Here is an 18051-nt window from a genome sequence, read left to right on the forward strand (position 1 = left end):
GTCGCACCTCAACCACCGGGCGGCAGACGTCGCTGGCGCTCGTCGCACCTCAACCACCGGGCGGCAGACGTCGCTGGCGCTCGTCGCACCTCAACGACCGGGCGGGCTCGTCAACGCCAGCTGTAGCTGACCTCCGGGCGGCCGCCGCCGGTGCCGTAGCGGACCCCGCGGTCGGCCAGGCCCTGGTCGGCGAGGTGCTCGAGGTAGCGGCGGGCGGTGACGCGGGAGGCGCCGACGAGGGCGGCGACCTCGCTGGCCGACAGCTCCCCGTCGGCCTCGCGCAGCGCGGTCGTCACGGCGCGCAGGGTCTCGGGGCTCATCCCCTTGGGCAGCGGAGCGCTGCCGGCGGGACGGAGGGACCCGAGCAGCTGGTCGACCTCGTCCTGCAGGACCTCGTCGGGTGCGGCGTCGAGGCGGGCGTGGTACTCGGCGTACTGCTCGAGCTTGGCGCGGAAGGACGCGAACGTGAACGGCTTGAGCAGGTAGAGCACCACACCCTGCACGACGGCCTGCCGCACCACCCGGGTGTCGCGGGCGGCGGTCACGGCGATGACGTCGCAGAGGTGGCCGGCGGCGCGCAGGCCGGTCAGCAGCCCGAGGCCGTGGCCGTCGGGGAGGTTCATGTCGAGGAGCAGGAGGTCGACCGGCCGCCCGGCGTCGCGCGCGGCGTCGAGCTCGCGCACGGCATCCCGGGCCGACCGGGCGACGCCGGCCAGCTCGAAGCCCGGCACCCGCTCGACGTACGACGCGTGCGCCTCCGCTGCGAGCTCTTCGTCCTCGACGACCAGCACCCGCACGGTCATGGCGCCGTCCCTCGCCCGGCAGGCTCCTTGTCGCGCAGCACGACGCTGAACCGCGCACCGCCCAGGTCGGAGCGGCCGATCGCCACGTCGCCGTCGTTGCGCCGCGCAGCCTGGACCACCAGCGCCAGGCCCAGGCCCCGGCCGGTGCCCGGCTCGGCCTTGGTGGTCCAGCCGCGGTCGAGCACGCGCGCCGCAGCGTCGTCGTCCAGCCCGGGACCGCTGTCCTCGACGTCGACCTGGAGTCGGTGCGCGTCCCCGGAGAGCCGCACCAGCACGACGCGCGGCTCGTGGTCGGCCACGGCGTCGAGGGCGTTGTCGACGAGGTTGCCCAGCACGGTGACCAGGTCGCGGGGCGGGAAGGACGCGTCCGCGGGCAGCTCGCCCTCGATCCGCAGCTCCACGCCCTGCTCGGCGGCCTCGGACGACTTGCCGAGCAGCAGCGCGGCGACGACGGGGTCGTCGACGGCGCTGACGACGCGGTCGGTGAGCAGCTGGGCGACGTGCAGCTCCTCCGTCGCGAAGTCGACCGCGTCCTGCGCGCGGCCCATCTCGATGAGCGACACCACCGTGTGCAGGCGGTTGGCGGACTCGTGGTTCTGCGAGCGCAGCGACTCGGTCAACCGGCGGACCACCTCGAGCTCACCGGTGACCGAGCGCAGCTCGGTGTGGTCGCGCAGGGTCACCACCGCCCCCACGTCGCGACCGTCCCACTGGGCCGGCGCGGAGGAGACGACGAGGATGCGTTCGCCGGCGAGGTAGAGGTCGTCGGACTCGGCGGTGCGGCCGCGGGCCGCGGCCACCAGGCCAGGGGCCAGGCCGAGCTCCTCGACCGGCCTGCCGACGACGTCGTCGGGGAGGTCCAGCAGCCGCCGCGCCTCGTCGTTCACCAGCTGCACCCGCCCGTCGCCGTCGAGCAGCAGCAGGCCCTCGCGCACCGAGTGCAGGACGGCGGAGTAGTACTCGTACATCCGCGCGAGCTCCCGCTCGCCCATCCCGTGGGTGAGCCGGTGCAGCCGCCGGCTGAGCAGCCACGCGCCCGTCATTCCGACGAGCAGCACGAGCCCGCCGCACAGCACCACGACGCCCACGTCGCGGCGCAGGCCGCGGTTGATGTCGCTGACCGTGATGCCGACGGAGACCAGCGCGACCACCTCGCCGCCGTCCTCGACGGGCACGACCGAGCGCACCGACGGACCGAGCGTGCCGGTGTACTCCTGCGTGAAGACCTCGCCCGCCGGCGCGGTGCCCAGGTCGCCGACGAAGGTGCGGCCGATCTGCCCCGGGTCCGGGTGCGTGTAGCGGGTGCCGTCGAGCTGCATCACCACGATGAAGTCGGTGTCGGTGTCGCGGCGGACCTCCTCGGTCAGCGGCTGCAGCGTCGCCGTCGGGTCGGGGGAGCGCAGCGCCGTGCGCACGGTCGGGGCGTCGGCGATCGTCTGCGCGACCGCCACCGCCTGCTGGGTCGCCCGGCTGCGTGCGTCCCGCCGGGCGTCGTACGACGCCAGCAGGATGCCGACCACGACCAGCAGCAGCACCGTGCCGACCTGCAGCAGGAGCACCTGGCGCGCGACCGGGCGGTCGCGGAACAGCCGGTTGCGGAGCACCCGGCCATTCTCACCCAGCGCTGCCCGCGCCCTGTGACCTGTGCCACGAACACAACGAACACAACGGTGACCTCGCGACCGATCCCGCGGAGAGTGGCGCACGGACGCCCCGACGGGGCGGGAGAAACCCGGCCAGGAGGACCGATGAGCACCACCACAGCAGGCACGCAGCCGAGGAGCGGCTCGCGCGCCACCCACTACCTCTACCTCGCGGTCATCGGGGCCGTCCTGCTCGGCATCGCGACCGGGCTGGCCTTCCCGTCGTTCGCGCTCGAGCTCAAGCCGCTCGGCGAGGGCTTCGTCAACCTGATCAAGATGATGATCCAGCCGATCATCTTCTGCACCATCGTGCTCGGCGTCGGCTCCGTGGCGAGTGCGGCGAAGGTCGGTCGCGTCGGCGGCCTCGCGCTCGGCTACTTCCTCGTGATGTCGACCGTGGCGCTGACGATCGGCATGGTCGTCGGCAACGTGCTGCACCCGGGCGACGGCCTCAAGGTCACCGCCGACGGCGCCGCGATCGCGCAGGAGAAGGCGGCCGAGGGCCACGCCGACACCACGGCCTTCCTGCTCGGCATCATCCCGGACTCGCTGTTCTCCGCCCTCACCAGCGGCAGCGTCCTGCAGACCCTCCTGGTCGCACTCCTCGTCGGCTTCGCCCTGCAGCGGATGGGCGCGGCCGGCACCCCGGTGCTCACCGTGGTCGGCCACCTGCAGCGCCTCGTCTTCCGCCTGCTCGGCATGATCATGTGGGCCGCGCCCGTCGGCGCGTTCGGCGCGATGGCGGCGGTCACCGGCCAGGGCGGCATGGACGCGCTGAAGAGCCTCGCCGTGCTGATGATCGGCTTCTACATCACCTGCGTGCTGTTCGTCTTCGTGGTCCTCGGCCTGCTGCTCAAGGTCACCACCGGCATCAACATCTTCTCGCTGCTGCGCTACCTGGGCCGCGAGTTCCTGCTGATCCTCGCCACCTCCTCCTCGGAGTCCGCCCTGCCGCGGGCGATCGCCAAGCTCGAGCACGCCGGCGTCGACAAGACCACCGTCGGCGTGGTCGTCCCGACCGGCTACTCGTTCAACCTCGACGGCACGGCCATCTACCTGACGATGGCGTCGATCTTCATCGCCGAGGCCGTCGGCAGCCCACTCGCGATCGGCGAGCAGGTCTCGCTGCTGCTGTTCATGATGATCGCCGCCAAGGGCGCCGCCGGCGTCACCGGCTCCGGCCTCGCGGTCCTCGCCGGAGGCCTGCAGTCGCACCGCCCCGAGCTCGTCGACGGCGTCGGCCTGATCGTCGGCATCGACCGGTTCATGTCCGAGGCGCGCGCGCTCACCAACTTCGCCGGCAACGCGGTGGGCACCGTGCTGGTCGGTCACTGGACCGGCAGCATCGACCGTGGCCAGATGGCGCGAGCGCTGTCCGGTGACGACCCGTTCGACGAGACCACGATGGTCGACGACCACGGCCCGGACCAGGCAGCCGGCCAGCCGGACCGGCTCGAGAAGGAGCCTCAGCCGGTCTGATCGAGCAGGTCCAGCGAGTGGCGGGCGATGGCGGCCCTGGTGGCTGCCATCGCCCGCAGCGCGTCCGTGGGCTCGGCGTCGAGGTGCTCGAACGGGATCGCCGAGAGGCCGGAGAACGCCAGCAGCTGCAGGGCGTGCGTCCGTCGTACGGCGGCGAGGTCGGCCTCGACGCCCTCGGCGGCCAGGCCGTCGACGTACGCCGCGAGGCAGGCCTCGTCCCGCTCCGCCAGGTCCTCGGCGCTGCGCCGGCCGACCTGGACGTCGCCGACGAGCAGCTGGCCGAGGTCGAAGCCGACCGGCAGCGCCATGAAGAACCCGAAGTCGATGAGCGTGAAGCCGTCGCGGTCCGCGCGCACCAGCAGGTTGTTCGGGCACGCGTCGCCGTGCCCGGCCAGCACCGGCGCCGCCGACAGCTCGGCGCCCAGCTCGGGAAGCCGGTCCCGTGCCGCCAGCATCCGCGGCCGCAGGTCGGCGAACGCGTCGGCGACGAGCGGGTGCGCCCAGGTCGCCGGGTCGCCCAGGACCGGCAGCACCTGGTGGGCCAGCCGGCCCTCGAGGTACTTCGCGATCGTCCACTCCGCCCCGCCGGCCTCCGCCACGGCGCGGACGCCGGGCGCTGCCGCGAACCGGCCGAGCAGGTGGGCGGCGCGGCGGTAGCGGTCGAGGTCCCACGCGGCGTCGACGACCGGGACCGCCTCAAGCCACAGGGCGTACGAGCCGTCGTCGATGTCGTGGACCCCCAGCGCGCGGGGGAGCGCCAGCCCCTCGGGGAGCGCGTCGGCGAGGTCGGAGCGGTAGACCCGGGCCTCGGTGCGCCAGGGCACCTTCCCGGCCGCCCACGCCCGCACCTCGGCGGGCACCTGGAGGAACAGCGGGGAGCGCTCCCAGTCGTGCACGAGCTTCACGAAGAACGCGAACTCACGCTCGTGCCCCTCGACCGATGCCTCCCCGCGCACCCACCAGCGGCCGCCCGTCGTGATGGCGTCCAGGTCGTAGTCCACGACCTCCGCGTACGAGCGCAGCAGCGCCACCGGGGCGTCGCCGGCGTCGTGCAGGGCGGCGACCATCGCGGCGAGGGTGGCGTCGGGCACGTCGGCCGCGCCGAGGGCGGTGCGATCGTGCACGGCGACCTCCCGGGTGGAGCAGGGCGGGCGACCGAGATCACCCGACTTCCTCGACTCTAGGCCCGTCGGGGTCCCCGGGCGAGGGCGTCGCGGCGGATAGCGTGCAACCCATGGCGGAGGATCCCGGGACCGAGGCCCGGCCGTCGTACCTCCGGACGGCCGTGGAGCGGGTCCCGCGACCCGTCCGGCACTTCGCCCACCTCGTGTGGCGGCTCATCGTCACCACCGTCGGCTCGTGCCTGCGCTACCGCGTGACCGGCCTCGCCGCCGAGGGCGCGTTCTTCGCCGTGGTGTCCGTGCCACCGTTGATCTTCGCCCTCGCGGGCGGCGTGGGCTACGTGACCGACCGCTTCACGGCCGCCCAGGTCGAGGAGGTACGACGAGCCGTCATCGACCTGTTCTCGACGTTCCTCACCGACACCGCGGTCAACCGCGTAATCGTCCCGACGATGGACGACGTGCTGCGCGGCGGTCGGTTCGACGTGATCTCGCTCGGCTTCGTGCTCGCGCTCTGGTCGGGCTCACGGGCGCTGAACGTCTTCGTCGACACCATCACGATCATGCACGGGCTCGGTGGGCACCGGGGGATCGTGAAGACCCGGGCGCTGTCCTTCGTGCTCTACATCCTCGCCGTCATCACGGGCGCGATCACGCTGCCGCTGGTCGTCGCCGGGCCCAAGCTGGTGCGCTCCTGGCTGCCGAACCGCGCCGAGTTCCTCATGGGGTTCTACTGGCCGCTGGTGGTCGTGATCTGCATCTGCTTCCTGGCCACGCTCTACCACGTCTCGGTGCCGGTGCGGACCCGCTGGAGCTTCAACCTCCCGGGCGCGACCTTCTCCCTGGTCAGCTGGATCGGCGGCTCCTACCTGCTCCGCTGGGTGCTCACCGTCACCGCCCAGGACTCCCACTCCATCTACGGCCCGCTCGCCGCGCCGATCGCGATCCTGATCTGGCTCTACATCGCGGCCCTGGCCGTGCTGATCGGGGCGGGTGTCAACGCGGCGTTCGACGAGGTGTTCCCCCAGGAGACCACCCAGCGGGCACGCCGGGAGCTCATGGCCCGCCTCCTCCGTCGTCCGCCCGAGCCGGTGGAGTAGGTTCCGGGCCGTGGGTGACCTGTCAGGACCGCCGGCGAAGACCCCCTCCGTGGGGCGGGTCGCCCTGCCGGAGCGCACCCGCTCGCCGTGGTGGGAGCTGGGCCGCCGCCTGCTCGCGGCGCTGGCGATCCTCGTCGGCACGGTGCTGGTCGTCTACCTCGACCGCGAGGGCTACCGCGACTCCAGCGACGCGACCGCGGAGAACCCGATGGGGACCGTGTCGTTCATCGACGCGATCTACTACACGACCGTCACCCTGAGCACGACCGGGTACGGCGACATCGCGCCGGTCACCGACCCCGCGCGGATGGTCAACGCCTTCGTCATCACCCCGGCGCGCATCGGCTTCCTCGTGCTCCTCATCGGCACGACGCTCGAGGTGCTCGCACAGCGCGGCCGCGAACTTTTCCGCATCGCCCGATGGAGGAAGCACATGGGACACCACGTCGTGGTGATCGGCTACGGGACCAAGGGCCGCAGTGCCGTGGAGACCCTGGTCAACAACGGACTCAAGCGCGAGCAGGTCGTGGTCGTCGACCCGAGCCCGGTCGCGCTCGCCGACGCGCACGCGGACAACCTCGCGGTCGTCACCGGCGACGCCACCCGCCGCGGCGTGCTGCACCGGGCCGGGGTCGCCGAGGCCGACCAGGTCATCATCACCACCGGCCGCGACGACTCGAACGTGCTGGCCGCGCTCACCGTGCGCCAGCTCAACCCGGACGCCTGGATCGTCGCCGCGGTCAGCGAGCAGGAGAACGCGCCGCTGATGCGCCAGTCCGGCGCCGACTCCGTCATCACCTCCTCCGACGCCGTCGGCCGGCTGCTCGGCCTCTCCACCCTGTCGCCGACACTCGGCACCGTGATGGAGGACCTGCTGACCTACGGCGAGGGCCTCGAGGTCGCCGAGCGGGAGCTGCTGGTCAACGAGGTCGGGATGCCGCCGCAGTCGCTGCCCGACCAAGTGATCGCGGTGGTCCGCGACGAGAAGGTCTACCGCTACTTCGACCCCGTGGTGACGCTGCTGGCCCGCGGGGACCGGCTCATCGTCGTACGGCCGGCGAAGGAGCTGCCCTGGGCGCCCCGTCCCGGCACCCACAACGAGGACTTCGCCGCCGACCGGGAGGACTGACCCGGGACCCGGCCGGGACCTCGGCCGGGATCGATGGTTCGTCGGGACCAGGCCGGCCGACGTCGATCGTGCAGACCTCGCCCGACACGGCCATGAACGCCCGTCCGGAGGGCGACACCGCGCCGTGCAGCCGCCATGCTGTGCGTCATGGGGAAGGACTTCGGACCGTGGGTGAGACACGACTGGTGCCCGCGCTGCGACCGCCGCACCGAGCAGACGCTGTGGTACCGCCGACTCGTCGGCGAGCCGCCGGAGCGCAACGAGCGCCGCACGAAGTGCAACGAGTGCGCCGGGGACCCCACCCTCGCCGCCAGCTGAGCCCTCCGGCCGCTCCGCTCGCGCTCCGACCGGACCGCCGGTCACAGGGTTGACCTCCGGGCTTCGGGTACCGCCTTGGCGAACCTGAACCAACGCGGGAGGAAAGACATGAGCAAGAGCGCCACCAACGACCTCGCCCACGGCCTCGCCGACGACCTCCGGGACGTCGCGGACGACCTCCGGGGCATTGTCGAGACGGTCGTCGTGCCGAAGGTCGGGTCGGCCGTGCACGCCGCAGCCGACCGCGTTCCGGACACCGTCGTGGACCGACTGCCGAGCAAGGTCGCCGAGCACCTGCCGACGACGCAGAAGAGCCACCGCGGACGCAAGCTGCTGTTCCTCGGCGCGTTGATGGCGCTCGGCGGCGCGATCTTCGCCTACGGCCGTCGCCAGTCCTCGGGCGGGCAGTCCGAGCCGTCGTACCCGCGCCCGGTCGGTGACCTCGACGATCAGGCCTCGCCGACCGACGCGCTCGACGACCCGATCACCGACCCGAGCCGCCAGAACTGACCGACCCGCGTCGCACCATCCGCCTGCCGGCGCTCGAACAGATGTTCTATTCTGGTGCTCATGGCGGGGGTGCGACACGTGTGGGTGCGGCCGGCCTTCGTGCCGTCCGAGCTGCCCGGCCTGGTGCTCGAGTGGCGGTCGGGGGAGAAGGGCTGGGAGGGCTACGTCCTGTACGCCGACCGGGAGGGTCGGATGGTCATGGAGTGGCTCCCCGCCGGCAACCTGCGCCCCATCAAGAGCCAGCCGAACACCGGCTCTGCCTACGGGTGACCGGGGTCGCGTAGATCACGTCCTTCGTTTTCCGGATATGTGCTGATTTCCGCCCGCGGAGGGTGCCGGACCCACTAGCGTCGGCCGCGGTTCCCCAACCACAGGTGCCCGGCGAACCCCACAACCGCCGGGCACGTCGACGCCCCGTCCTGCATGCCCCGCAGGGCGGGGCGTCCGGTGTTTTTCGGCGAGGGGGTGGCCCGGGGCCTTCGCGTCGGGCCGCGGGCCTCGAGAGCCCCCTCGAGTGGCCACGCGCTGCGAGGACGCCCTGCCATCGCGCGAAGATCCATGCCCCGGCCGTCCGTCACCGGTAGCCTCCGGCACAAGGCACGGAGACCTCCTCCCTCGACGCCGTCCAGGGCTGGGTTCCCCACAGCCGAGCCGAGCACGGTGGTCGCTGTCCCACAGCGCGATCGCCGTGCGTGCCGGGCCGGTGTCGAGGGAGGGTTCCCCCGAGGAGCGGTTCAGCGTAGGACCGCTGATCTGCCGGTGAGAAGTCACCAGAAATTTCTTTGCCAAGGACTCGGGACGTCCGGCTCGAGAGGTCGCGCGGGACCCGCGCAGGGCGCACCATGATGAGGAGGTGCGGCAGCGCCGTGGTCGCTGCCGCCCGGTGACCGTCAGCCCCGGAGGTGCCCCATGGACTCCCGAACCGCGACCTTCCGCGACCTGCACGCCACGGGTTGCTTCGTGATGCCGAACCCCTGGGACGCCGGGACCGCCCGGGTGCTGGAGCAGCTCGGGTTCCCCGCGCTGGCCACGACGAGTGCCGGGGCGGCCTGGTCCCTCGGCCTCGCCGACAACCACATCAGCCTCGAGCAGTCGCTGTCCCACCTCGAGGCGGTGGCCGCGGCGGTGGCCGTGCCGGTCAACGCCGACTTCCAGGACGGCTTCGCCGTCGAGCCCGAGCACGTTCGAGCCAACGTCGCCCGCGCCGTGACGACGGGGATCGCTGGTCTCTCCATCGAGGACGCGTCCGGGGACCCCGACGAGCCGCTCCTGGCGCTCGACCTCTGCGTCGAGCGCATCCTGGCGGCCCGCCAGGCGATCGACGAGTCTGGCACCGGCGTCCTGCTGACGGGGCGCTCGGAGGGCTTCGTGGTCGGCAGGTCCGACATCGACGACACCATCCGCCGGCTGCAGGCCTACGCGGAGGCCGGGGTGGACTGCCTCTACGCGCCGCGGCTCTCCACCGTCGAGCAGGTCGCGGCCGTGGTCGCCGCCGTCGCGCCGAAGCCCGTCAACCTCCTGATCAACAGCCCGTTCACGACCGTCACCGAGGCCGCCGCCCTGGGCGTGCGGCGGATCAGCGTCGGCGGCACGCTCGCCCGCACCGCCTGGACCGGCTTCCTCGCCGCCGCCCGGGAGCTGGCGGACTCGGGCACGGCCACGCGGTTCACCGGCCTGGACGACGTCGACGCGATGTTCGGTGCCCGACGCGGCAAGGGCTTGCCTACCAGTGCACCTGGTCCACGTCGTCGATGAACCGGGGCTCGGCCGCCACGATGCTGCGGCTGCGTGAGGTGCGGTCGTCGGCGGCGTGCAGGACCGGGTCGAAGGCCAGGCGGGTCCGGGCGGCCACGTCGGCCAGCGGCACCGGCCGGACCCGGAACTCGTCCAGCGCGTGGCCGGACGGAGCCCGTCGAGGTTCTGGTCGAGCAGGAAGACCCGGGTGCGGAGCTCGGCCGTTTCGTCGTCGCCCATGACGTAGGCGATGACCTTGAAGTACGCGCGGGGGAGGTGGACGGTCCCGTCCCGGTACGGCGGGTCGTCGTCGGCGAGGACCGGACCGGCGACGACGCTGGCCCGACCGCCGCGCAGCGTGTCCTCGTGCAGCAGCGCGTCCTCGAGGTCGCCCCACAGCCCGCACATGCGGCTCTGGTTGAAGTCGTCCATCTGCGGCGCGATGTTCGTGTAGGCGAACGACTGGTTGCTGGCCCGGATCGCCTCCTCGTCCGGGCCCCAGACGAGGTCCGCGCGCCGGGCGATGTGCCCGCGGTCGAGGTCGTTGTCGCGGTAGGCCTCGTTGCCGACCTGCTGCTCGCGGGGGACCCGTGGCTCGAGGTAGAAGTCGACGCGCCCGGTGGTCTTCAGGCTGGCCCCGTCGATGTTCCAGGCCGCCCAGCGCGGCAGCCGTCGCGACGCGCTCAGGGCCAGGCAGAAGTGGGTGTAGGGGATGACGGCCGATCCGTCCACGACCAGCGAGTCGTCGGCCTCGTCCGCCGGGACGTCGATCCGCGGGCCGAGGAAGTCCGGGTCGTAGGTCGGCGCGAACGGTCCGTGCCTCGTGGCGAGGTGGTCGACGTCCGCGTCCGCCGGCGGATAGGCCGCGTCGTCGGCGGGCGCCCGGTCGCCGCAGTGTCCGCGCGCGGGCGTCGACGACCCGGCGTCGTACGGCGGCAGGAGCTCTCCGCCGACCGGTGCTGCGTCTTCGCACATCCGGGGCTCCCAGGCTCTCGACGTCGCGCCGGCGGTCGCCGACCCGACCTCCTCCCATGGTGGCCGTCCGCCGCGGCCGCGGACACCTCAGGTTTGGGGAAGTCTGGACCGGACACCGGTTCCGGGTGCCTCAGCCCCGCGGGCGCGGCCGGTTGGCGCGCCGTGTCGCCGGCGCGGTGCGGGGGTCCTCGGGCCACGGGTGCCGCGGGTAGCGACCGCGCAGGTCGGCACGGACGGACGGGTAGCCGGTGTCCCAGAAGGAGTCCAGGTCGGCGGTCACCGCGGCGGGGCGCTGGGCGGGGGAGAGCAGGTGCAGCAGGAGCGGCACACTGCCGTCGGCGAGGACCGGCACGTCGGTCCAGCCGAAGACCTCCTGCAGGCGTACGGCGAGCACCGGCTGGTCGGCGGAGTAGTCGATCCGCACGGTCGACCCGCTCGGGACCTGCACCCGCTCGGGGGCGAGCTCGTCGAGCCGGCCGGCCTCGGGCCACGGCAGGAGTGTCCGCAACGCGGCGGCGACGTCGATGCGGCGGAGGTCCTGGGCCGAGCGGACGTGCGCCAGCTGCGGGCCGAGCCATGCGTCGAGGTCCTCCGTCAGGGCAGCGTCACCCACGTCGGGCCACGGGGCACCGAGCGCGCGGTGCAGGAAGTCGAGGCGGGCGCGCAGGGCGGTGGCGGCGTCGGACCAGGTCAGCAGGGAGAGTCCCTCGTCCGCGAGGGCTCCGCGGATCGCCTCGGTCACGGCCTGCGCCGGGGGATCGCTGAGGGGGAGCGAGCTGAGCTCGATCGCGCCCAGCAGGATGCGGCGCCGGGCCAGCACCCGCCCGTCGGTCCAGCTGACCTCGTCCACCTCGCGCCACCGCGACCCCGCAGCCTCCAGCGCCAGGTCCTCCGTCAGAGGTGCCGCGGTCCGGATCCTGGCCTCACGCTCCCCGGGGCGCCGGTCCGCGTCGCCGACTGCGAGCCACTCCAGCCCGGTCAGCGGTCCGGGGTCGCGGGGGTCGAGCGCCGCGCCGGTGCCGGACGCCATCAGGTAGCTGGAGGTGCCGGCACGCTTGCTGGCAATACGGTCCGGGTGGGCGAGGGCCACGACGAGGCCGACCGCCACGTCGTCGGTGAGCGCCCGGCCGCGGTCCGTGGCCGGGGCAGGGGAGTCGTGGCCCTCGACGACCTGCTGGAGCCGGGTGACCTGGGTGCGCCACGCACCTGCCCGGTGGCCGGCGCGCAGCGACCGGAGCGCGGCGACCATGTCGGCGCCCGGGGCGCGCACGTCCTCGCTGAGCATCGCGACCACCTCCGCGGCCCGCCTCGCGCCGACGAGCCCGGCGCCGTCGACGAGGGCGCGCGCCAACCGGGGGTCCGTGGGCACGCCCGCGATCAGCCGCCCGCGCGGCGTCGCCTTCCCGTCCTCGGTCATGGCGCCGATGTCGACGAGCACCTGCCTGGCCGTCGCCAGGGCGTGCGGCGGGGGCTGGTCGAGGAGCGCGAGGTCCCGCACGTCGTGGGTGCCCCAGCAGGCCACCTCGAGGGCGAAGGCGGTCAGGTCCGCGGTCGCGATCTCGGGCTCGGGATGGGCGGGCAGGTGGGCGTGCTCGGCCTCCGACCAGCACCGCAGCACCGCTCCCGGTCCCAGCCGGCCGGCACGTCCGGCCCGCTGCTCGGCGGCGGCCCGGCTCACCGTCACGGTGACCAGCGACGCCAGACCGCGCCGGTGGTCGGTGCGGGGCTCGCGGGAGAACCCGGCGTCCACCACGACGCGGACGCCGGGCACCGTCAGCGACGACTCGGCCACGGCGGTCGACACGACGACGCGGCGGCGGGGTCCCTCGCGGAGCGCGCGGTCCTGATCGGCCCCGGGGAGCCGCCCGTGCAGGGCGTGCACGTCCGCGTCGACGCCGGCCAGTCGTCGTACCGTGGCGTCGACCTCGGCCACGCCCGGCACGAACACGAGGACGTCACCTTCGTGCTCGGCGAGCGCACGCCGCACCGTCGTGGCGACGTGGTCGTGGAGGGCCGGGGTGATCCCGCGGTCGTCGGTGCGGCGCACACCTGCCGGCGGGGGAGACCACACCTCCTGGACCGGGTGGAGGGCGCCCGGGACGCTGACCACCGGGGCGCCCGCCAGGAGCCGTGCTGTCTTCTCGGCCTCGATGGTGGCCGACATCGCGACGAGGGCGAGGTCGTCGCGCAGGTTCGCGCGGACGTCGAGGAGCAGCGCCAGCGTCAGGTCGGCGTCGAGGTGGCGCTCGTGCACCTCGTCGAGGACGACGGCGCCGACGCCGGCCAGCTCCGGGTCGCTCTGGATGCGCCGCAGGAGGAGGCCCGTGGTGACGACCTCGACCCGGGTGTGCCGGCCGGACCGGCGGTCCCCGCGTACGGCGTACCCGACCGTCTCGCCGACGGGCTCACCGAGCAGGTGGGCCAGCCGGCGGGCTGCGGCGCGGGCTGCGATGCGGCTGGGCTGGGTGACGACGACCCGGCCGGGGACCGCGCCGGCGACCGCGGGCGGGACCAGCGTGGTCTTGCCGGTGCCGGGTGGTGCGTGGACGACCGCGACCCCGTGGCCGCGGAGCGCGTCGGTGACGGCGGCCAGGCCTGCGGTGACGGGGAGGTCCGGCGGCGCGGCGAGCAGGCTGCGCAGCGGGTCGGACACCCCAGCAGTGTGCCGGACCCGCCTTCCCGGCGGTCGAGGGTGGTCAGCCGGCGAAGTGGTGGGCGTCCGCCACGCCGTAGGTCCACCTGAAACCGGCCGCGTTCATGGCCCGGACGACCCCGTGCGAGGAGCTGCGCCACGCGAACCTCGGGTGCGACCGCCCGACCCACCAGCCGTTGGGGACCCAGCCGTCCGCACGCGAGCGGTACGGGTTCTCCCACGGGTTGATGTCGATCGACCTGCCGCCTGCGTGCGGGCTGCGCACCGAGGGGTTCCCGACGACGCCGCGGCAGTTGAAGGCAGACGTGTTGCCCGCCGCCATCGAGGCGTAGTCGTCGGCGCCGTTGAGCCGCCCGGAGTAGCCGAACCTGTCGACGCGGTAGATCGACCGGATGGGGAACCGCCCGGCGTAGAGCTTCCTGAAGGCGTGCACGGTCTTGCCCGCGATGGCGCTGTGCACGACCAGCTCGCCGCGGTGGCGGTAGCCGTCGTACCCCCAGTAGTTCAGCCGGACGAGCCGCAGCGACGCGCGGCCGACGGGGCAGCCCGCGTGCCACGAGCGGCCCACCATGCTTCGCCACACCTTGTCGGGGATCCGGGACACCGTCGCGTTCAGGCCCGACCCGACGGCCCGTGGCTGGGCGGGCAGGCTCACGCGGGGCCGGGGCGCACCCTTCGGCAGCGACACCACCGCGCCCGGAGGCAGGTTCACCACCTTGTGCGCCGTCGACGTGTCGGCTGCGTGGGTGCGGGTCCCGACGCCGACCAGGCGGTAGCGCGTGGTGACGCGCGGCCTGACGGTCACCTTCGCGGCACCCGACCGCACTGCCACGGTCTTCACGAGCCGCCACGCTGCTCCGGCGGCCGACGACTCGAGGCGGGCCGAGCCGGTCACTGCCCTGCCGTCCTTCGCGACCCACGCGACCTTCAGGACGACGGCCTTCTCGTCGACCACCTTCGTCGGCCCGGTCAGCCTGATCGTGGTCGGTGCGGCGACGCCCGTCACCGTGACCACCTCGGACTGTGCCGCGGTGTGGGTCGCGCTCGCGGCGGTGCTCGCGCGGAACCTCGTCGTGCCGGCGGCCGCCTTGCGGGAGAACCGCACCTGACCGGCCACGTCGGAGGCGAGCGTCGCCACCGGCCGCCACGCCCCGTCCGCATCCCGCCGCTCGACGACCACCGCCACGCCGGCCAGGGGAGCGCCGTCAGCCGCGACGGCGAAGTCGATGGAGGCCACCCGGTCCGTGTAAGCCCGCACCGGGCCGGAGGACTCGATGGTCACGGGAACCAGCTCGGGCACGTCCGGGTCCGCAGGGTCGTCGGCGCCCGACGCCGTACCAACGGTGACCGCCGGGTGCGGGCCGGCCTGGGCGGTCGGGAGAGCGGGCGCCGCGGCAGAGGCGGTCGGCGCCAGCGACGCGATCGCCGCCACGGCGGCGAGGACCGCCACGAGCCCCAGCGGTCGGGGCGTGCTGACGCGGACACGGGGAATGCGAGCGGGAGCAGTCACGTGTCTCCCATCGGGTCGGCCGGCCGGGGCTTGACCCGTTCACCGTCTTTCGAAGGGCTCCATCCCGGCGTGACCGAAGGATCATAGTGATATCCTTCGTGGTCGGAGGTGTCGGTGGTGGCTCGGTGGGAACGCGTGCAGGTCGAACCCGACTACGCCGCGACGTCGAGGGCGGAACGTCGCGGCGGCAGCTACCTGCGCTACCACCCGGACGAGCTCGCCCCGGGCGGCGCCGCTGCCCGCAACGAGCTCAGCAGCCACGTCGTCGAGCATGCCGCGGACACCACCGCGGCGCTGCAACGACTCGGGGACCGGCTGCGGGCGAACCCGTTCCCGGTGCTGTACACGACGGCGCTGCGCTCGGAGTCCATCTCGTCGTCGTTCATCGAAGGCATCCACGCCACCGCGCGGGACGTGGCCTTCGCCCACCTCCGCGCCCGTGACGAGTCCCTGCGCGCCGATGGCACCTCGGCCCACGTGGCGCAGCAGGTCACGAAGAACGCCCGGGCGATGGAGCGAGCCGTCCAGCTCCTCGGAGCAGGCGCGTGGAGGCACGAGCACATCTGGGACATCCACCAGGCTCTGCTGCCGTGGCACCGGCGGGGCTACCGGCAGACGCAGGTGTGGGTCGGCGGGACGACGGCGCTCACCGCCGACTACGCCGCTCCGCCCCATCAGAAGGTCCACGCCTATGTCGACGACCTGCTCGGCTACGTCAACACCTCGGGCGACCTGCCAGTCGTCGCGGCGGCGCTGGTGCACGCGCAGTTCGAGACGATCCACCCGTTCGAGGACGGCAACGGTCGTGTCGGCCGCGCCCTGGTGCACGGCGTCTTCAAGCGCGCCGGCCTGGTCGACGGGGGAGTCGTGCCCCTGTCGACCGCCCTCCGTGACGACCGCGACGGGTACGTGGAGGCGTTGACGCGCTACCGCTACGACGGCCGTAGCCGGAAGGTCCGCCAGCAGGCCCTGGACCACTTCGTGGACCGGTTCCTGGACTACCTCGACACGGCGGTCGCAGCAGCCGACCGGTTCGTCGACGCTGCCCTCGCGCTGCACGGGCGCTGGCGGACCGTGGTCGCGGGGACCCGGGCCGACGGCGTGCTCCACAAGGCGCTCGACGTGGTGGTCGACTATCCGGTGCTGACGACCCGACTCCTCGCGGAGCAGCTCGACGTGACCCCGCGCCGGGGCGAGGACCTCGTCAAGCAGCTCGTCCGGGCCGGCATCGTCAGGCCCGGCACCGGCAAGTACCGCCGGGCCGCGGTCTACCAGTCCGACGCGATCCTCGACCTGCTCGTCCTCGGCGCCGAGGCCACGCCGAGGACGACGCACCCTGCCCTCGCGATGCAGGCCTCGGAGCCGCTCGTGCAGCGTTGCGGTGGCCCGACTGCCCACGGAACCTGCCGGAACCGGGTCACGGAGCGGGGGGAGCGGTGCTGGCGGCACCGCACCTGAGCAGCGCCAGTCGGCACCGTGCGGAAGCCGCAACCATCGCCGCCGCGGCGACCACCGGGAGTCGTGACACCCAGGCGGCGTCGCTCCTGCGGCCAGTCAGGCAAAGTCTCGGAAAAACCGGCGGGCTCAGGGAACCTCCTGCCAGCATGTGCGGCATGCGCCGCTCGACCCGCGCCCTGACCGCGCTCCTCGCCCTGACGCTCGCCTCGACCTGGACACCTGCTTCGGGTGCCCCGACCTCCGCTCCGACCCCGGCGCCAGCTTCGGTCCAGGGGGAGCCGAACTCCAGCACACCGGTCTCCAGCACACCGGTCTCCGGCACACCGGTCGCCGCAGCACGGGCTGCCATCTCGCCGGCGAAGATCGGGTTCATCGTCGGTCGAGACGTCTACCGGGTGAAGGTCGATGGCACGGGGCTGACGCGGCTCACCGCGACCCGCGGGTCGAGGGAGGCCTACGAGCACCACCTGACCTCCAGCGGCAACGCGATGGCCTGGCAGGTCCGGGTGGGGGCATACCGCTACCAGGTGATCGTCGCCCGTGGGGCGAAGGCCTCGGCGCCGTTGCAGCGGTTCACCCGCGCCTCGATCCCTGCCCGTCGCCGGTGGCACTCCTTCGGCTCCCCGCAGCTGAGCCGGGACGGCAGGACGATGCTGGTCACGTGCCAGCGATCGCTGCACGGTCCGCACTTCCGCTCCCAGCCGATCGGCCTGTGCATCTACAACTTCAAGAAGAAGGCGCTCAAGGTCGTGAAGGCCAACTGCGGCTGCAAGGACTTCGGCATGCCGCCGGACCTCGCGTGGAGCGCCAACCGGCGGTACGTCGCTTACGCCGCCGCCAACAAGGTCAAGCGCATCGACCTGAAGACCGGGAAGACCAGGCTGGTCTACAAGGACCCAGCGGGTGGTACGCCGACCAACCCCACCATCACCGCCAACGGCAACAAGGTGGCCTGGGCGGACGAGAGCTACGGACCCGGCGGCTACAAAGGCATCGCGATCCGCACCATCAGCACCGGCGCGGTGACCCGGGTCTACCCGCCGGTCCTGACCACCCACGAGTACGCCTACCTGCAGTGGGGCGCGCCGTCCTTCTCCGCAGACGGCACCCGGCTCGCCGTGCTCCTGACCTGGGACGACGGCGGGGACGAGGCGAACGACCCGGAGCAGCCGCCGGGCCTCTACGTGATCGACCTCGCCGGGAACATCGTCCGGGGCCCGCTCGTCGTCGCGGACGGGGCGGACATCTCGCTGGTCAGCGGCTTTGCCGACACCGCCTGGGCCAACTGAGTCCATTGCGGCGGATCGCCGGTTGGCGGCGGCCAGCCGGGGCGATGCGGAACCCTGCCACCAGGCGCGCCACCTGCCAGTGCGCCGCTTGTGGGGTGCTTCACGTCGGGGACACCCTCCGGAGCCGTGCGGCCGAAGCAATGACGACCGCCGGCCGGCGACCGGGCCGGTTCGCGAGACGAAGAAGCGGTGGGGAAACAACAAGGGACGGACCGCCTGTGGCGTTCCGTCCCTCTGTCCATCTTCGGATCAGGCTTGTTACCTGTGAAGACAGTGGTGGGCGATACTGGGTTTGAACCTTTGAGAAGCGGTCCTCCGCTGGTCCTCGC

15 protein-coding genes and 1 pseudogene are annotated in these 18051 nt (G+C 73.2%); 9 read left to right on the plus strand and 7 right to left on the minus strand.

The annotated features are described in order from the left end of the window. Positions 1–110 precede the first annotated feature (110 nt). Together NOCJ54_RS0111945 and NOCJ54_RS0111950 are read right to left on the minus strand one after the other, a co-directional pair. On the minus strand, positions 111–803 hold the full coding sequence (locus tag NOCJ54_RS0111945; protein ID WP_028655688.1) for a response regulator: 693 nt from the start codon (positions 801–803) through the stop codon (positions 111–113). Continuing rightward, a complete protein-coding gene (locus tag NOCJ54_RS0111950) occupies positions 800–2407 on the minus strand; it encodes a sensor histidine kinase (protein WP_028655689.1) in 1608 nt (535 codons plus the stop codon). Before NOCJ54_RS0111950 ends, NOCJ54_RS0111945 begins: the two co-directional genes overlap by 4 nt. A gap of 144 nt (positions 2408–2551) precedes the next feature. Between NOCJ54_RS0111950 and NOCJ54_RS0111955 the strand changes: the two genes are divergently transcribed. After that, entirely contained in the window at positions 2552–3925 is a 1374-nt protein-coding gene (locus NOCJ54_RS0111955) for a cation:dicarboxylate symporter family transporter (protein ID WP_028655690.1), read from the plus strand. On the opposite strand, the gene NOCJ54_RS28250 is transcribed toward NOCJ54_RS0111955, so the two are convergent. Then, complete coding sequence (locus NOCJ54_RS28250) at positions 3913–5049, minus strand: phosphotransferase (protein ID WP_051485777.1); 1137 nt, start codon at positions 5047–5049, stop codon at positions 3913–3915. The two genes, NOCJ54_RS0111955 and NOCJ54_RS28250, sit on opposite strands and share 13 nt — an antisense overlap. A gap of 110 nt (positions 5050–5159) precedes the next feature. On the opposite strand from NOCJ54_RS28250, the gene NOCJ54_RS25415 reads away from it, so the two are divergent. The 6 genes from NOCJ54_RS25415 to NOCJ54_RS25425 all read left to right on the plus strand — a co-directional run bounded on the left by NOCJ54_RS25415 (position 5160) and on the right by NOCJ54_RS25425 (position 9858). Then, on the plus strand, positions 5160–6146 hold the full coding sequence (locus NOCJ54_RS25415; RefSeq protein ID WP_084255101.1) for a YihY/virulence factor BrkB family protein: 987 nt from the start codon (positions 5160–5162) through the stop codon (positions 6144–6146). 10 nt (positions 6147–6156) lie between these two features. Next, entirely contained in the window at positions 6157–7275 is a 1119-nt protein-coding gene (locus NOCJ54_RS25420; protein ID WP_051485778.1) for a potassium channel family protein, read from the plus strand. Between the two features lie 147 nt (positions 7276–7422). Further along, positions 7423–7593, plus strand: a complete 171-nt coding sequence (locus tag NOCJ54_RS0111975; protein WP_157514881.1) for a hypothetical protein — start codon at positions 7423–7425, stop codon at positions 7591–7593. 108 nt (positions 7594–7701) lie between these two features. Further along, positions 7702–8103, plus strand: coding sequence for a hypothetical protein (locus NOCJ54_RS0111980; protein WP_028655692.1), 402 nt, complete (start codon positions 7702–7704; stop codon positions 8101–8103). A 60-nt stretch (positions 8104–8163) separates the two neighbouring features. Then, positions 8164–8373 carry a hypothetical protein gene (locus NOCJ54_RS0111985; RefSeq protein WP_145725183.1) on the plus strand — a complete coding sequence of 70 codons (210 nt, stop codon included), beginning with the start codon at positions 8164–8166 and terminating at the stop codon, positions 8371–8373. Positions 8374–9012: 639 nt separating this feature from the next. Continuing rightward, complete coding sequence (locus NOCJ54_RS25425) at positions 9013–9858, plus strand: isocitrate lyase/PEP mutase family protein (protein ID WP_051485779.1); 846 nt, start codon at positions 9013–9015, stop codon at positions 9856–9858. Here NOCJ54_RS25425 and NOCJ54_RS29450 read toward each other — a convergent pair. The 4 genes and pseudogenes from NOCJ54_RS29450 to NOCJ54_RS28255 form a co-directional block, all read right to left on the minus strand. After that, on the minus strand, positions 9827–9970 hold the full coding sequence (locus NOCJ54_RS29450) for a hypothetical protein (RefSeq protein ID WP_157514882.1): 144 nt from the start codon (positions 9968–9970) through the stop codon (positions 9827–9829). The genes NOCJ54_RS25425 and NOCJ54_RS29450 overlap by 32 nt on opposite strands. Positions 9971–10032: 62 nt before the next feature. Next, positions 10033–10812, minus strand: a pseudogene (locus NOCJ54_RS30710) (DNA/RNA non-specific endonuclease); the annotation flags it as partial. Between the two features lie 130 nt (positions 10813–10942). Continuing rightward, positions 10943–13465 (minus strand): ATP-dependent helicase HrpB, encoded by a 2523-nt coding sequence (hrpB, locus tag NOCJ54_RS0112010; protein WP_232221762.1) that lies wholly within the window; start codon positions 13463–13465, stop codon positions 10943–10945. 43 nt (positions 13466–13508) lie between these two features. Continuing rightward, entirely contained in the window at positions 13509–14975 is a 1467-nt protein-coding gene (locus tag NOCJ54_RS28255) for a M15 family metallopeptidase (RefSeq protein ID WP_157514883.1), read from the minus strand. 117 nt (positions 14976–15092) lie between these two features. Here NOCJ54_RS28255 and NOCJ54_RS28260 point away from each other — a divergent pair, with 117 nt between their 5' ends. Beyond that, positions 15093–16433 (plus strand): Fic family protein, encoded by a 1341-nt coding sequence (locus NOCJ54_RS28260; protein WP_198020196.1) that lies wholly within the window; start codon positions 15093–15095, stop codon positions 16431–16433. A gap of 155 nt (positions 16434–16588) precedes the next feature. Beyond that, positions 16589–17722, plus strand: coding sequence for a hypothetical protein (locus tag NOCJ54_RS0112025; RefSeq protein ID WP_028655696.1), 1134 nt, complete (start codon positions 16589–16591; stop codon positions 17720–17722). The last annotated feature ends 329 nt before the right edge of the window (positions 17723–18051 follow it).

It is taken from the genome of Nocardioides sp. J54, assembly GCF_000519005.1.
Classification (GTDB): domain Bacteria; phylum Actinomycetota; class Actinomycetes; order Propionibacteriales; family Nocardioidaceae; genus Nocardioides.

What these genes read in the sequence shown, in the direction of transcription:
- NOCJ54_RS0111985 (WP_145725183.1), top strand. Translation starts at nt 8,164, where the DNA reads ATGGCGGGGGTGCGACACGTGTGGGTGCGGCCGGCCTTCGTGCCGTCC.
- NOCJ54_RS0111980 (WP_028655692.1), top strand. Translation starts at nt 7,702, where the DNA reads ATGAGCAAGAGCGCCACCAACGACCTCGCCCACGGCCTCGCCGACGAC.
- NOCJ54_RS25415 (WP_084255101.1), top strand. Translation starts at nt 5,160, where the DNA reads ATGGCGGAGGATCCCGGGACCGAGGCCCGGCCGTCGTACCTCCGGACG.
- NOCJ54_RS0111955 (WP_028655690.1), top strand. Translation starts at nt 2,552, where the DNA reads ATGAGCACCACCACAGCAGGCACGCAGCCGAGGAGCGGCTCGCGCGCC.
- NOCJ54_RS0111975 (WP_157514881.1), top strand. Translation starts at nt 7,423, where the DNA reads ATGGGGAAGGACTTCGGACCGTGGGTGAGACACGACTGGTGCCCGCGC.
- NOCJ54_RS0111945 (WP_028655688.1), bottom strand. Translation starts at nt 803, where the DNA reads ATGACCGTGCGGGTGCTGGTCGTCGAGGACGAAGAGCTCGCAGCGGAG.
- NOCJ54_RS0112025 (WP_028655696.1), top strand. Translation starts at nt 16,589, where the DNA reads ATGCGCCGCTCGACCCGCGCCCTGACCGCGCTCCTCGCCCTGACGCTC.
- NOCJ54_RS25425 (WP_051485779.1), top strand. Translation starts at nt 9,013, where the DNA reads ATGGACTCCCGAACCGCGACCTTCCGCGACCTGCACGCCACGGGTTGC.